The 12700-nt window shown below is 70.3% G+C and carries 17 protein-coding genes; 4 read left to right on the forward strand and 13 right to left on the reverse strand.

What is annotated here, in order from left to right; translation table 11 throughout:
- Window positions 1–834: glycoside hydrolase family 3 C-terminal domain-containing protein (locus G3I40_RS36395; RefSeq protein WP_203645407.1), on the forward strand; the 834-nt coding region annotated here is incomplete at its 5' end.
- Window positions 835–957: 123 nt separating this feature from the next.
- On the opposite strand, the gene G3I40_RS36400 is transcribed toward G3I40_RS36395, so the two are convergent.
- From G3I40_RS36400 to G3I40_RS36450, 11 genes are all read right to left on the reverse strand, one after another.
- Window positions 958–1443: an SRPBCC family protein gene (locus G3I40_RS36400; protein WP_164559100.1), complete on the reverse strand. Its 486-nt coding sequence runs from the start codon at window positions 1441–1443 to the stop codon at window positions 958–960.
- 71 nt (window positions 1444–1514) lie between these two features.
- Window positions 1515–1775, reverse strand: a complete 261-nt coding sequence (locus tag G3I40_RS47650; protein ID WP_343245133.1) for a gas vesicle protein K — start codon at window positions 1773–1775, stop codon at window positions 1515–1517.
- Window positions 1776–1894: 119 nt separating this feature from the next.
- Entirely contained in the window at window positions 1895–2083 is a 189-nt protein-coding gene (locus G3I40_RS36410) for a gas vesicle protein (protein WP_164559102.1), read from the reverse strand.
- On the reverse strand, window positions 2080–2928 hold the full coding sequence (locus G3I40_RS36415) for a GvpL/GvpF family gas vesicle protein (RefSeq protein ID WP_164559103.1): 849 nt from the start codon (window positions 2926–2928) through the stop codon (window positions 2080–2082). Before G3I40_RS36415 ends, G3I40_RS36410 begins: the two co-directional genes overlap by 4 nt.
- Window positions 2921–3292 (reverse strand): gas vesicle protein, encoded by a 372-nt coding sequence (locus G3I40_RS36420; RefSeq protein ID WP_164559104.1) that lies wholly within the window; start codon window positions 3290–3292, stop codon window positions 2921–2923. The genes G3I40_RS36415 and G3I40_RS36420 overlap by 8 nt, the downstream gene beginning before the upstream one ends.
- On the reverse strand, window positions 3289–4455 hold the full coding sequence (locus tag G3I40_RS36425; protein WP_164559105.1) for an SRPBCC family protein: 1167 nt from the start codon (window positions 4453–4455) through the stop codon (window positions 3289–3291). Before G3I40_RS36425 ends, G3I40_RS36420 begins: the two co-directional genes overlap by 4 nt.
- The gene (locus G3I40_RS36430; RefSeq protein ID WP_164559106.1) at window positions 4448–5086 is read right to left on the reverse strand and encodes a DNA primase; all 639 of its coding nucleotides are present in this window, start codon (window positions 5084–5086) and stop codon (window positions 4448–4450) included. Before G3I40_RS36430 ends, G3I40_RS36425 begins: the two co-directional genes overlap by 8 nt.
- 30 nt (window positions 5087–5116) lie before the next feature.
- A complete protein-coding gene (locus G3I40_RS36435; protein WP_164559107.1) occupies window positions 5117–5362 on the reverse strand; it encodes a gas vesicle protein GvpG in 246 nt (81 codons plus the stop codon).
- Between the two features lie 10 nt (window positions 5363–5372).
- Complete coding sequence (locus G3I40_RS36440; protein ID WP_164559108.1) at window positions 5373–6116, reverse strand: GvpL/GvpF family gas vesicle protein; 744 nt, start codon at window positions 6114–6116, stop codon at window positions 5373–5375.
- A complete protein-coding gene (locus tag G3I40_RS36445) occupies window positions 6116–6523 on the reverse strand; it encodes a gas vesicle structural protein GvpA (RefSeq protein ID WP_164559109.1) in 408 nt (135 codons plus the stop codon). The genes G3I40_RS36440 and G3I40_RS36445 overlap by 1 nt, the downstream gene beginning before the upstream one ends.
- 111 nt (window positions 6524–6634) lie before the next feature.
- Window positions 6635–7216, reverse strand: a complete 582-nt coding sequence (locus tag G3I40_RS36450; protein WP_343245128.1) for a gas vesicle protein — start codon at window positions 7214–7216, stop codon at window positions 6635–6637.
- Here G3I40_RS36450 and G3I40_RS36455 point away from each other — a divergent pair.
- Together G3I40_RS36455 and G3I40_RS36460 are read left to right on the forward strand one after the other, a co-directional pair.
- A complete protein-coding gene (locus tag G3I40_RS36455; protein ID WP_164559111.1) occupies window positions 7193–7981 on the forward strand; it encodes an OBAP family protein in 789 nt (262 codons plus the stop codon). The two genes, G3I40_RS36450 and G3I40_RS36455, sit on opposite strands and share 24 nt — an antisense overlap.
- 98 nt (window positions 7982–8079) lie before the next feature.
- A complete protein-coding gene (locus G3I40_RS36460; protein ID WP_164559112.1) occupies window positions 8080–8844 on the forward strand; it encodes a DUF4097 family beta strand repeat-containing protein in 765 nt (254 codons plus the stop codon).
- Window positions 8845–8876: 32 nt separating this feature from the next.
- Here the strand turns inward: G3I40_RS36460 and G3I40_RS36465 are convergent, their stop codons facing one another.
- Window positions 8877–10454, reverse strand: coding sequence for an MFS transporter (locus G3I40_RS36465; protein WP_164559113.1), 1578 nt, complete (start codon window positions 10452–10454; stop codon window positions 8877–8879).
- A 232-nt stretch (window positions 10455–10686) separates the two neighbouring features.
- On the opposite strand from G3I40_RS36465, the gene G3I40_RS36470 reads away from it, so the two are divergent.
- Window positions 10687–11316, forward strand: a complete 630-nt coding sequence (locus tag G3I40_RS36470; protein ID WP_164559114.1) for a hypothetical protein — start codon at window positions 10687–10689, stop codon at window positions 11314–11316.
- Between the two features lie 104 nt (window positions 11317–11420).
- On the opposite strand, the gene G3I40_RS36475 is transcribed toward G3I40_RS36470, so the two are convergent.
- A complete protein-coding gene (locus G3I40_RS36475; RefSeq protein ID WP_164559115.1) occupies window positions 11421–12605 on the reverse strand; it encodes a glycoside hydrolase family 3 N-terminal domain-containing protein in 1185 nt (394 codons plus the stop codon).
- Window positions 12606–12700: the final 95 nt, after the last annotated feature.

Here is a 12700-nt window from a genome sequence, read left to right on the forward strand (position 1 = left end):
GCGCTCGGCGACCGGGCCGGCCTCTTCGGCCGCGGCACGAGCGGCGAGGGCTGCGACGCCTCCTCCCTCGCCCTGCCCGGCGCCCAGGAACAGCTCCTCGACGCGCTCCTGGACACCGATACACCGGTCGTCGTGACGCTGCTCGCGGGCCGGCCCTACGCCCTCGGCCGCGCGGTCCGGGAGGGCGCGGCGCTCGTACAGACCTTCTTCCCCGGGGAGGAGGGCGCGGGCGCGCTCGCCGGAGTGCTCAGCGGCCGCGTGAGACCGTCGGGCAGGCTGCCCGTCAGCATCCCCCGCGGGCCCGGCGCCCAGCCGTCCACCTACCTCGCCCCCCGGCTCGGCCAGGCCACCGAGGTCTCGAACCTGGACCCGGCCCCGGCATTCGGCTTCGGCCACGGACTGACCTACACCACGTTCGCCTGGAGCGACCTGGAGATTAGCAGTGAACTCGCCGCCACGGACGGCGAGTTCGCCCTCGCCTGCACCGTGCGCAACACGGGCGCGCGGCCCGGGACCGAGGTCGTCCAGCTGTATCTCCACGACCCGGTCGCGTCCGTGGTGCAGCCGGTGCAGCGGCTCATCGGCTACGTACGCCTGCCGGAGCTGGCTCCGGCGGAAGCCGTACGGGTCCGGGTGCGCGTGCCCGCCGATCTCGCCTCGTTCACCGGGCGCGAGGGACGACGCCTCGTGGAGCCCGGCGCACTGGAGTTGCGGCTCAGCGCGTCGAGCACCGAGCCACGGCTGACCGCACGGGTCGCCCTCACCGGGCCCGCCCGGGAACTCGACCACCGGCGCCGCCTGCACGCGCATTTCACGTACGCCGTCGGCCGATAGACCCGACGGCGCCTCGTCACGCCTCGCCGCCCGCAGAAGGCTTTCGCAGCAGTTGCCGAAACATTCACCCCGCTCTTGAGGAGGAGGCATGTGCGAGGGCGACGACCACGCCGGGATCCGGGATCAGGACGGGGGGTCGGTCCGGTCCTGGGCGTCGTGCGGAGTGAGGGCCTCGGCCAGTGCACGGGGCAGGGTGCGGGTGACGGTGTCCCCGAGCTTTTCGAACGTGCGCCTGAGCACCGGCTCGGCGAGCTTGGCCCACCACGGGTGGAACTCGATCGTCGCCCGGTAGACGATCTCCGTGCTCGCGCCGTGGGCCTGGAACGTCAGGTCGTCCGTCGACGTGGCGGTGCTGTTGGTCCCGACGAAGACGAGCCGGTCGGCGTGCAGACGCTGCAGCCGGTAGTCGAGCTCCGTGCGCCGTCCGCGGAAGGTGGACACGTTGTGCCAGGTGCTGCCCTCGCGCACGGGGCCGGCTTCCGCGTCGGTGCGCCGGCACGTCACGGTGCCGGGGTCCCACTGCTCGGCCCGCGTGAAGTCACTCAGGTAGGTGACCACCTCGTCCAGGCGATGGGGCACCGTCAGTGATCGCAGCACACGCACAGTCATGCTTCACGGATTCCCCGAACGGCGGGGACGATGCGCGGCGTCCCGTACCGCCCGGTGGGTACGGGAGCGTGTCAGCGAGGAAGGAGCGGGCCCAGGGGCCCCAGGTCGATGTTGAGGTCCTCGGGGCCGAGGTCGTAGCGCTCGCGCAGTTCCGCCATGCGGTCCTCGAGCAGCATCAGCGTCAGGCCGATCCGCTCTTCCTGGTCCTCCGACAGATCGCCGATGTCAAAGCGGCGCAGTGCCTGACGCTCCATCAACTGCCGCAGCAGTTCCACGATCGTCAGCACCAGCTTCATCAGGTCGCGCTCGACGGTGTCGGGCTCGATCTTGATCTGCCCGCGCCGCCTCTCCTGGACCGGCGCGGGCGCCGGAGGCGCTCCGCAGGCGGCGCAGGCCTCGGTGTCGGTGTTCTGCGCCTCCCCGTGGGGGCGGTGCGCGTCGTCGTCGGGTTTCACAGCAGGTCTTCCCAGGGTGAGGGGACATTCTCGTTGACCGAACTGATCAGCGCGTTCAGGTCGATCCGGACCAGGTCGACGTCGGCGATGCGCAGCGTGACGTCGCCGGCCAGCACCACACCGCCCGCGAGCAGCCGGTCCAGCAGGTCGACGAGCGCCACTTCCCGCCGCTCTATGACCGTCATGACACCTCACTCACCGACGCCGGTGACCCGTCCTGCCGCTCCTCCGGGGGCTGCGAGAAGGAGTACGCGGCCCAGGGACCGGTCAGTTCCACTCGCAGGCCGGGCTGCTCGTCCTTGTGGCGGTCGACCGCTTCCATGAAGGCCTCCGACGTCGAACGCTCCACCAAATAGGCAGCGTTGAGGATGTTGCGGCCCGTCGTCCTCGCCAGTTCGGGATTCTGCGGAGGGTGCAGGCACGTCTCGTGGGCCTGCCGCGACAGCTCGTCGTGGAGGCTCTGGGCGAACCCTTCGGCCCGGCGCCAGACCTCCTCGCGGCCACTCCGCTCGGCCCGGCGGCGCCGCAGGTAGTCGCGGCCGGATCCCGCGGCGAGCGAGTCCGCCGAGGTCCGGCCCTGTCCGCTCCGCGCCCCGGACCCCGCGCCGCTCCCGGCGTCCGGGCTCGCCTCGGGCTCTTCCACGTACACCTTCACGCCCCATTCGACCCGCCCGTCGATGCGGTCCAGCGAGGCACGGAAGCGTTCGGCCTGCTCCTCCAGCATGGCCCGGACACCGCTGTCGTCACGGAAGACCGTGGCCAACCGCAACGGCAGCGGGCTGGCGACCGAAGCGAGGGCCCCGAGCACCCGCTGGTGTGCGCGGGCGGTGTCGGAGAGCCAGTCGAGGCTCTCCAGGTTGCGGCGCAGCGCGTCCTCGGAGAACTCCTCGGCGGGCACCGGACTGACGACGGCCGTCAGTCCGACGTGGTGCAGCACATGCGGGGCCGCCCCCGCGACGCCGGTCAGATCCGCCGCGAGCGGGGCGTCGAGGGAACCGCAGACCGCGTAGACGTACCGGAGTTCACTCATCCCTGGTCTCCTTCTTGCGCGCCGAGTCGATCTGCTCGCGCGCGCCTGTCTCCCCAGCAGACTCCAACGCCTCCAGGCGCTCCCTCAACTCGGCGTTCTCCCGGGCGAGTTCCTTGCTCCGGGCGCCCGAGGAAAGGGCCGGGTCGTGCTCCCACCAGTCGATGCCCATCTCCTTCGCCTTGTCGACGGAGGCCACGATCAGGCGCAGTTTGATGGTGAGCAGCTCGATGTCGAGCAGGTTGATGCGGATGTCACCCGCGATCACGATGCCCTTGTCGAGGACGCGTTCGAGGATGTCGGCGAGGTTGGCCCCCGAGTTCCCGCCGCCCAGGGACGAGTCGGGAAAGGAGCTCGCGGTGCTCATCCACGGCTCCGCGCACCCGCGGGCTCACGCCGACGACGACCGTCGTCCTCGGCCGGCTCGTCCTCGTCCTCGTACTCGTCCACGGGCTCCTCGTCCTCGTACTCCTCTTCCGGTTCCTCGACGCCCTGCTCGAACTCTTCGTCCTCGTCGAACTCTTCATCTTCGTCGACGGGCTCGTCTTCGTCGACCAGTTCGTCCTCGTCGAGGTCCTCGTACTCGCCCTCGGGCTCGTCGTCCTCGTACTCCGCATCGGCATCGACGTCGGAGTCGGAGTCGGAGTCGGTGGCGTTCTCAGCTTCCTCCTCCTCGGCCACGGCGTCGTCGTGCGTGCGCACGACCTCGCCGTCACGGATCTCTCCGCGCCAGCCGTCCGTCGCCTCACCCTTCATCGAGATGAAACGGACGAAGTGCTTGAGGTCCAGACGGGCACGGCGGCCCTGTGCCCGCCATATGTTGCCGGTCTTCTCGAAGAGACCCTTGGGGTAGTACTCGATGAGCAGCAGGACCCGCGTGAGGTTCTCCCCCAGCTCATGGAAGGTGACGACGCCCTTCGAGGTCCCCTTGGCTCCTTCGGAGGTCCAGCAGATGCGCTGGTCGGGAACCTGCTCGGTGGTGTGCGCCTTCCAACTGCGGCTCGACCAGAAGATCTTCATCTGCCAGTCGGACGTCACGTCGTCCGCACGGTTGGCGTTCTTCACGCCCCGGGCGAACGTGGAGAACTCCTGGTACTGGGTCCACTGGTCGTAGGCGGTACGGACGTCCACCCCGACGTCGATGCTCTCCAGGATGACCGTCGGCTTCTGGCCGCTGCCCGACTTGGACTTGCCCTTGCCGCCCTTGCTTCCCATGCCGAAGAGGTTCTTCGCACCGTCGACGACGCTGTCCTTGAGGTGACCGGCGCCCGTCTCGACCGCGGCACGCAACGGCCCCTTGCCCTCGGCAAGCTTGCGCCCACCGTCGAGGGCGAGTTGGGCGAAGCCCGGACTGTTGCCTTCGGCGATGTCGTTCAACTTCGTCGTCGTCTGGCCGAGCTTGCGGCCGGCGCCGGTCAGCAGGCGGGTCGCCTGCGCGGCGAGGTAGTCCTGCGCCTCCGCCTTGAGCCGGTCGGCCGCCTCGCTCTTGGCGAGGTCCTTCAACGGATTCGTCGTGGGCAGCTCAGCCATTGCCGCGCTCTCCCTTCGCTCCGGCGCGCGGAGCACGCCGCGCGGCCCCGGCGGTCTTCTTCGCCGTGCCCGAGCCCGACGTCGTCTTCGTCGTCTTCTTGGACGTGCTCTGCGAGTTCTTGGACGTGCTCTGCGTGCGCTCTCGTGGTGCCGTCTTGCGCTCCGCGGACTGGCGGGTCCGGCCGGTCTGGCCGGACTTCCGCTCGGGCGTGCGGCTGCCCTCCGATGTCGCGCCCTCGGCGGCCTTGCCGTCGTCGTCCGCGTCCTGCGTGGCCTCCTCGGCCGTGTCCTGTGCCTCTTCGGGCTCGGACGACGCGCCGTCGAGACGGTCACGGACCCCTGCCGTGCTGTTGCGCAGCTTGCCGGCCAGGCCCTCTATCTGCCGCTCGAGGATCGCCCCCGTCGCGGCCTTGCCGACACCGCGGAAGTCCTCGCGGAGCTGCCCGCTTATCTCCTTGAACTGCGGGTTCTTGTCCACCTGGCTGCGCACCATGTCCATGACGGCCTGAGGACTGAGCTGCAGCTTCTTACCGGCGACCATGGTGCCGACCGCGAACGCGAGCTTCATCTTCTTGGTGCGCCCCAGCATGTAGCCGGCGCCTACTGCGAGTCCGAGTGCTGCTCGGTTCATGGTGTGCCGTCCGTTCCGGCGCGCCTGACATCACGCGCCTGTTTGTCTTCTGTTACCGGCTTCCAGCCGGTCGAGAAGTTCGTCCTCCATTCGGTCGAACGTCTCCTCGTCGATCTGCCCCGCCTCCAACTGCTTTTCTAGGGCGGCGAGTTGCTCCTGCACGGCGGACGGGTCGTAGTACTGGCGCTCTGCCTCGGCGACCACCTGGTCCAGCGCCCAGAAGGAGCCTCTGACCGGGGCCAGCGGCAACAGGAGCACCTCGCTCAGCAGACCCATGACAGCCTCCTCAACCGACCGCGGACGCTTCCGGAGCCGGCTCCACGAAGCTGTACGGCGGGAGCGGGCCGTTCACCTTGAAGACCAGGTGGGGATGGGCCTGCTGGTGTTCCTCGATCGCCCTCAGCAGGTGTTCGGGGGAAGAACGGTCCACCAGGAAGGAGAGGTTGACTATCCACCCGCTGCCGTCGGGCGCGGGGCTCACGGCCTCCGCGTGCGGCTCCAGCGCCGCGCGTACCGCCTCGGCGTCCACCGCTTCGCGCTGCTGCACGGCGCCCGCCACCGCCTCGCCCAGGCGCAGCTTGTCCTCGTGCGAGCCGCCGCCGGCGGTGCGATTGCGCTCCACCAGAGCGCGCAGCTCGGCGTCCCCGGACATCACCTCGCGCAGGACCGCGTCCTCGTCGTGCTGGACCTTGACGTTGTACTCGACACGGTCGCGCAGGCTGCGCAGCCGCTCCTGATAGTGCTCGGCGCGCCCGTCGAGCGCGGCCGCGACCGCGTCGTCGTCCGCGGCGATGCTGCCGAAGCGCAGGGGCAGCACGGTGCCTCCGCCGCCCGCCTCGGACAGGACGTTCTGGTGGGCGAGCAGGTCCCGGCGCTTGGGGCGCAGGTTCTCGGGGGCGTCACTGACGACCGCGGTCAGCCCGGCGGACGTGACGGTGCGGACCGTCAGCGCGGGGCTGCCGATGCCCTCCATCCCCGTGGGAAGAGTGGGGTGGTCGGCGGCCGCGATCCCGTAGACGTACGTGCTCATTACTGCTCCTCCTTGCGGCTGGACGTGCGGCGCTGACGCGACTTGGACGAACCTTCCTCGCGCGCCTGGTTGAACGCCTCGGAGACCGTCTCCGCGGCGCCGGACAGCGCGCCCTTGGTCTTGCCCCTGGCGCCGGATTCCACCGTGTCGCCGACCATGTCCGTCAGGCCGGAGGGCTTCTTGGCGCCGGTCTCCAGGTCGAGGCGGTTACAGGCCTCGGCGAAGCGCAGGTACGTGTCGACACTCGCGATGACGACCCGCACGTCGATCTTCAGGATCTCGATGCCGACCAGGGACACGCGGACGAACGCGTCGATGACGATCCCGCGGTCCAGGACCAGCTCGAGGACGTCGTAAAGTCCGCTGGTCCCGCCGCCTCCACCGCCGCCTTGAGTGGCAACAGTCATGGGCAGTACCTCCTCTTCTTTCGTGTACGCCGTGGGGACGGGGCGCGGAAAACGCGCGCCGCCGCCTGGCTTTCTCGGTGTGCCGGGGCCGTGGGCCCCGGCTTCTCGCTGTCAGGAGCGGTCGTCGGACCGACCGCGTTCGTACCTGCGCAGCCTCTGATAGCCGGTCAGGATCCCCTCCTGGTCGAGGGTGACCTCGTAACTGGCCAGCAGGCTCATCGTGTCGGGAACCCTGGTCAGTTCCAGGACTTCCACCTCGAGGCACCAACCGTCGTCGGTGGCGGCGAACGTGGTGACGGCGTCAACGGGCTTGCCTGTGAGGTCACCCAGCTGTTCGCGTGCCATACGGAGGGCTTCGACGGGGCGAAGCCTCTTCGGCCGGCGCGGCGGTGCGCTCTGGGAGCGCTCACTGGAACTGCGGCTCGTGCGGCTCTTCTTGGTGGGTGTCTTGCTCTGTGTCTCGTCGGGGGCTTCGGACTCTGTGTGTGATGCCTGTGAAGAGTTCGTCATATTTCCTCTCGCCCCGTGTGCCCATGATCCGTGGGCCAAACCCCCCAGTTCCGGTGTGACCCATGACTCCCTTCGCGGCCTCGCACTCGGTGCCGTGCGACGGATTCCCGGTGGGCGCTCAGCGGTTATGCGTTCCGTATGCGGGGGCACCCGCCGCGCATGGCTCTCCCACACGACATACATCGCTCGCACCGCTCCGGCCGGGGACCTGCCGCGGCCGTCGGGATCGGCGTCGCGGCAGGGCTGACGGCCGCGGCCGGACTCCTGCTCGGCCGCAAGGCCGCCACCGTCGGCAGGATCGGCACAGGGCACTCGCTCAAACACCGTGCGCTGGACCTGGCGGCCGGCGCCCTGCAGCCGAAGTATCCGCTCGCCGCGATGAGCACCTACCTCAACGGCTTCCACATGTACGCCGACGACATGGGCCGTCAGGTCGAGGCGACGCACTTCTGCATCCATCTGCGGCACGACCTGCACCAGTGCGTCATCTTCGACCGGAACGCGGCCGACGCCCGGCTGATCGGCATCGAGTACATCATCAGCGAGGAACGGTTCCGTGCCCTGCCCGAGGACGAGAAGCAGCTGTGGCACAGCCACCACTACGAGGTCTCCTCGGGCGCCCTCACCGCACCCGGCATCCCCGACATGGCCGAGCACGCGTACTTCGAGGACCTCGTGACCACGTACGGGAAGACCTTCCACACGTGGCAGTACGACCGCGACGACTTTCCCTATGGTGTGCCGCAGTTGATGATGGGCTTCACCGAGGACGGGCAGCTCTCGCAGGAGCTGATCCGGGAACGGGACCGCAGGCTCGGTGTCTCCACCTCCCACAAGCGGCACAACCGTGCGGACATCCCTGTGCCCGACGTCGCGCCGGGCGCCAACGCCTGGGAGGACGGCCGGGCCGTGCAGACAGACCTCCAGGAGGTGCGCCTCAAGCGATGACCGGCGGCGCGCCTGGCTTGCCGCCGTGAACCGGACGGAGACTCTCGGCGAGGCCCTGGCCAAGGCGTGCGGGCGGTGCGACGGGGCACCCGGTCCGCATGACCTCTGGGAAAGCGAAACACCTGAGGTGCGGCATCGTCGCGCTCGCCGTTGTGACCTCCTTTCCCGTGCTCGCCGCGTGCGGGGACGGCAGAGGAGGGGACGCCGCTGATCACGCGACGCCCGAGGGGGTGTCGACCGGCCGACGCCTGACCGTCGTCACCGACAACGGAGTGCGGCTGCGCCCTGCCTCCGGCGACCGGGTCACGATCGTCGCGCACACCGGGCATCGCTGGTCGGGCAAGGGTGACCACAGGGTGCTCGATCTGTCCTGTCCCGACGGTGCGGACTCCCGGGACCCCTGTCCGCGGATGCCGGAAGTGGACATCCCGGCCGGCACGGGCGTCACCGTCTCGGCCCGCAACGCGGGGATCGACGCCGCCGGAGTCTCCGGCGCCCTGGACCTCACCACGGTCAACGGCGACGTGACGGTCACCGACGCGGGACGGACCGGCTCCTCCGTACGTCTGACCACCCGCAACGGGTCCGTACGCGCCCACGACCTGCGCGCTGCCACGTTGCACGCGCAGACCGTCAACGGCGACGTCACTGTGGGCTGCGCCACTGCTCCGTCCCGCATCGACGCGGCCACCACGAACGGCTCGGTCGACGCGACGGTCCCCGACGACTCACCCGCCTATCGCGTCAACGCCACGACCGACAACGGGCGGCCGCGGATCGACATCCCGACCGCCACCGCCTCGCACGCCGCCACGATGCGTCTGGCGACGGTGAACGGCGACGTGCGGGCCGAGCGCGGATAAAACCGCGCCCGGCCCGGGAACCGGGGAGCCGCTCAGACGGCGGTCCCCACGGGTTCCGGGGTGCCGCGGTCGGAGTCGGGGTCCGCGGCAGTGGTCTCCGCGTCGCCCGGCCACTGCGAGAGCGGTCCACGGGGGTACTGGGCGGCGACCATGTCGGCTGCCTCCTCCGGCGTGGAGACGGCGGGCGGGGAACCGGCCAGCGGCTGGCGCGCGGTCTCCTTCAGGAACAGGACGGCGACCGCTCCGACCACGGCGGCGAGCATGATGTAGAACGCCGGCATGAGGTTGTTGCCCGTGGCGCTGGTCAGCCCCTCCATCACCAGCGGCGTGGTGCCGCCGAAGAGGGAGCCGGCGACGTTGAAGGAGATCGCCAGCGCCGAGTAGCGCACCTCCGTGGGGAAGAGCGCCGGCAGCACTGCGGACATCGTCGCGAGGAACATCAACAGGCACAGGCCGATGAGCAACAGCCCCGCATAGATCGCCACATGGCCGCCGGTGCGCAGGAGCAGGAACGCCGGGAGGGACAGCACGACGAAACCGATCATGCCCGTGAGCAGCACGGGCTTGCGGCCGATCCGGTCGGACAGGGCGCCGAGCGGATGGACGAGGCACATCAGCACGACCATGACGACGACGATCGCGACGAGCCCGGCGGTGGAGCCGTACTTCAACTCGTCGGTGAGATACGTCGGCATGTACGACAGCAGGCCGTAGTCGGCGATGTCGTACGCCGCGACGAGGATCATGCACAGCAGCAGCGCGCGCCAGTGGTCACGGAAGAACGGGCCGAACCGGAACTTCGGGCGTTCGGCTCCGCCCTCCTGCTCGCGCTCCAGCTCCTGGTACGCCGGGGTGTCCTCCAGCTTGAGACGCATGTACATGCCGATCAGACCGAGCGGACCGGCGACGAGGAACGGCACGCGCCAGCCCCACGAGGTCATGGCGCCGTCGTCCAGGACGGTCGTGAGGACCGTCACGAGTCCGGCGGCCCCCACGTATCCGGCGAGCGTGCCGAACTCCAGGTAACTGCCGAAGAATCCGCGTCGCTTGTCCGGCGCGTACTCGGCGATGAAGGTGGCGGCACCGCCGTACTCACCGCCGGTCGAGAAGCCCTGAATGACACGGAAGAGGAGCAGCAGGGCCGGTGCCCACAGCCCGATGGCGGCGTAGGAGGGCACCAGGCCGATCCCGAACGTCCCGAGGGCCATCATGATCATGGTGAGGGCGAGGACCTTCTTGCGGCCGATGCGGTCGCCGAGCGGCCCGAAGACGAACCCGCCGATCGGCCGCAGCAGGAAGGCCGCGGCGAAGGCGCCGAAGGAGGCGAGGGTCTGCGCCGTCGGGTTGCCGGACGGGAAGAACACCTTGCCCAGGGTGACGGCCATGTAGGAGTAGATACCGAAGTCGAACCACTCCATGGCGTTGCCGAGCATCGCGGCCTTCACCGCACGCCGCACGGCCGGCTCCTCGGTCACCGTGATGTCACTGCGCCGCAGCTTGGGGTTGCGCCGGCGGTCGATCACCCGGAACAGACCCCGATGACGGCGTACCGCCTCCGGATCCCACTCCGGCTCACTGTCGTGCGTCGGCTGTGTCGTCTCCGCGCTCACGAATCACCCTTCCTCCTACCTCCTCTTCGCCGGGCGCGCGCCCGGTCTGCACCGCTGCGCACGCCCTCCGAACAGGAGGGCAACATGTTCAGGCAACCCCACATGCCCCCTGATCGCACTTCCATGCAGGGCACATCCACCCTGCGGGGACGATTCGTCGGCAGCAGAGCATTACGTATGCCCCCCCGGCAGCGAGGGGAGGGCGGGCCCGCGGGCGCTCTAAAGTGTGGCGATGCATCCCTTCCCGCCGCCGCAGATAGCGGCGAACGAACTCCGGCCCGGCCGGTACTGGTACGTGATCGCGGCCGCGATCGCCGTCGTGCTGATCGTGCTCGGCGTGGCCCTCGGCGTATACCGGCTCGACAAGGCGCTCGGTGCCGTGGACACCGGCCACCAGTTCGCCAACGGCGACACCGTCACCGTGCGGCTCGACCAGGACGGCGAGAAGGCGATCTGGACCAAGGACCCGGGGCCCGGCGACGGCCGCGAGTGCGCGATCAGCGGCCCGGGCCACCCCCGCCTCACCGATTCGGGAGCGGACGTGACCCTCACCAGTGGCGACACCTGGCATCTGCTCTACACCGCCAAGGTGTCGCAGACGGGCGACTACGCGGTCACCTGCTCCTCCATGGCGCCGTCCCGGTACGCCTTCGGGAACTCCCTGCACATGACGGCGTTGACGATCGGGCTGGTCCTCGCCATCGCTCTGCCGGTGCTCGGGATCGGCATCTGTGTCGCCATCGTCCTGATCACCGCCCTGCGCCGCAGCAGCCATCGCAAGCGCCTTCTCGCCGAGCGTTACGGCTACGGCGGCCGCCCTCCCGTACACCCCGGGCTCGTGCCTTATCGCCCGGGGCCGTGACGACGGACGGCCCCGGCTGCGTCCGGGCCGAGCCGGCGGCGTGCACCGCCGAGGGCGGCACCGGCCCGAACGCGCGCGCCAGGGCCGCCACTTGAGCCGTGGGGTCAGGACAACCAGGCACGCAGTGCATTGACCCGGGACGCACCCGCGTCGAAGGCCGCCTCGTCGAGCGTGCCCGCGGCGAGGGCCTCGCTCAGGGCGCTCACCGCGTCCTCTCCCTGGGCGGTGTCGCGGGACGAGCACAGGATCAGGTCCATGCCGGCGGCGGCAGCCGCCACGGCGCGTTGCGCGGTGCCGCCGAACTCCCCCAGCGCTCCGGCCTCCAGGGCGTCGGTGATCGTCACGCCGGAGAAGCCGAGCCGGCCCCGCAGCTCGCCGACCACCGTCGGCGACAGGCCGGCCGGCAGGTCGGCGTCCAGCGCCCGATAGACGGCCCAGGACAGCATGACCAGCTTCGTCCCGGCAGCGATCGCGGCGCGGTAGGGCAGCTCGTCCACTGCGCGCAGCGTGGTCGCCGAAGTGGTGAGGGTGACTGGTCCCAGATCGGTGTTCTGGTTCGCCGATGCGGCACCGAGGCCGGGGAAGTGCTTGGCGGTGGCCGCCACTCCGGTGTCCTGCTGGGCGGCGACGAAGGTGGAGCCGCAGGTACTGACCGCCTCGGGATCCTTGCTGTACGACCGCTCGGAGTGGTCGGTGAAGTCGCCGGCCGTGCGGTACACGTCGAGGACCGGTGCCAGGTTGACGTTCATGCCGACGCCCGCGAGGTTCAGGCCCGCGCCGTTGCCGGTGAACTCGGCCTGCGCGACGGGATCGGCGGAGGCGCCCACGTCCTTCGCGGACTGGACGGGCTCGCCGGGCAGCCGGCGCACCAGGCCGCCTTCCTGGTCGGTCATCAGCAGCAGCGGGGCCGTCACGGGCGCGGAGGCGTGCGCCTCCTTGAGTTCGTTCACGACGCCCTCGATCTGGCTGAGGCTCTTGATGTTCTCCCCGAAGAAGATCACTCCGGCGCTGCGGCCCTGACTGATGGCGTCCAACAGCCGGGCGGGCGGGGTGAGTCCGGGATAGGAGTGGATGACGCGCTGCCCCGCCCGCTGCGCCGGGGTCAGGGAGAGCGGGCAGGCGCGTGAGGGGCCGGTCGTGGGCGCGGCTGCCGCCGTGCCCGCCAGCCCCAGTCCCGCGGCCAGGGCCGCGGTTCCGGCGAGCAGGGCGCCGCGCCTGCTCAAGGGTCGGGGAGTCGGGAGCTGCGCATCCCAGGGCTGGGAGGGCGAGGGCTGTGGGGTCGGGCTCATGACGTGCTCCTTCGCGGGACTGCCGTGGTGCCCGGCCCGGGGGCCGGTGCGGAACTGCGGGTCGGAGCGGCTCGACCGGCCCGCTCCGACCCGTG

Source organism: Streptomyces sp. SID14478, assembly GCF_010548525.1.
In the GTDB taxonomy this organism is placed as follows: domain Bacteria; phylum Actinomycetota; class Actinomycetes; order Streptomycetales; family Streptomycetaceae; genus Streptomyces.

Excerpts from the sequence above, each read along its gene's own strand:
- G3I40_RS36430 (WP_164559106.1), bottom strand. The coding sequence starts at position 5,086 with ATGAACCGAGCAGCACTCGGACTCGCAGTAGGCGCCGGCTACATGCTG.
- G3I40_RS36420 (WP_164559104.1), bottom strand. The coding sequence starts at position 3,292 with ATGAGCACCGCGAGCTCCTTTCCCGACTCGTCCCTGGGCGGCGGGAAC.
- G3I40_RS36415 (WP_164559103.1), bottom strand. The coding sequence starts at position 2,928 with ATGAGTGAACTCCGGTACGTCTACGCGGTCTGCGGTTCCCTCGACGCC.
- G3I40_RS36410 (WP_164559102.1), bottom strand. The coding sequence starts at position 2,083 with ATGACGGTCATAGAGCGGCGGGAAGTGGCGCTCGTCGACCTGCTGGAC.
- G3I40_RS36470 (WP_164559114.1), top strand. The coding sequence starts at position 10,687 with ATGCATCCCTTCCCGCCGCCGCAGATAGCGGCGAACGAACTCCGGCCC.
- G3I40_RS36455 (WP_164559111.1), top strand. The coding sequence starts at position 7,193 with ATGGCTCTCCCACACGACATACATCGCTCGCACCGCTCCGGCCGGGGA.
- G3I40_RS36400 (WP_164559100.1), bottom strand. The coding sequence starts at position 1,443 with ATGACTGTGCGTGTGCTGCGATCACTGACGGTGCCCCATCGCCTGGAC.
- G3I40_RS36460 (WP_164559112.1), top strand. The coding sequence starts at position 8,080 with ATGACCTCTGGGAAAGCGAAACACCTGAGGTGCGGCATCGTCGCGCTC.
- G3I40_RS36425 (WP_164559105.1), bottom strand. The coding sequence starts at position 4,455 with ATGGCTGAGCTGCCCACGACGAATCCGTTGAAGGACCTCGCCAAGAGC.
- G3I40_RS36445 (WP_164559109.1), bottom strand. The coding sequence starts at position 6,523 with ATGACTGTTGCCACTCAAGGCGGCGGTGGAGGCGGCGGGACCAGCGGA.
- G3I40_RS36450 (WP_343245128.1), bottom strand. The coding sequence starts at position 7,216 with ATGTATGTCGTGTGGGAGAGCCATGCGCGGCGGGTGCCCCCGCATACG.
- G3I40_RS36475 (WP_164559115.1), bottom strand. The coding sequence starts at position 12,605 with ATGAGCCCGACCCCACAGCCCTCGCCCTCCCAGCCCTGGGATGCGCAG.
- G3I40_RS36435 (WP_164559107.1), bottom strand. The coding sequence starts at position 5,362 with ATGGGTCTGCTGAGCGAGGTGCTCCTGTTGCCGCTGGCCCCGGTCAGA.
- G3I40_RS36440 (WP_164559108.1), bottom strand. The coding sequence starts at position 6,116 with ATGAGCACGTACGTCTACGGGATCGCGGCCGCCGACCACCCCACTCTT.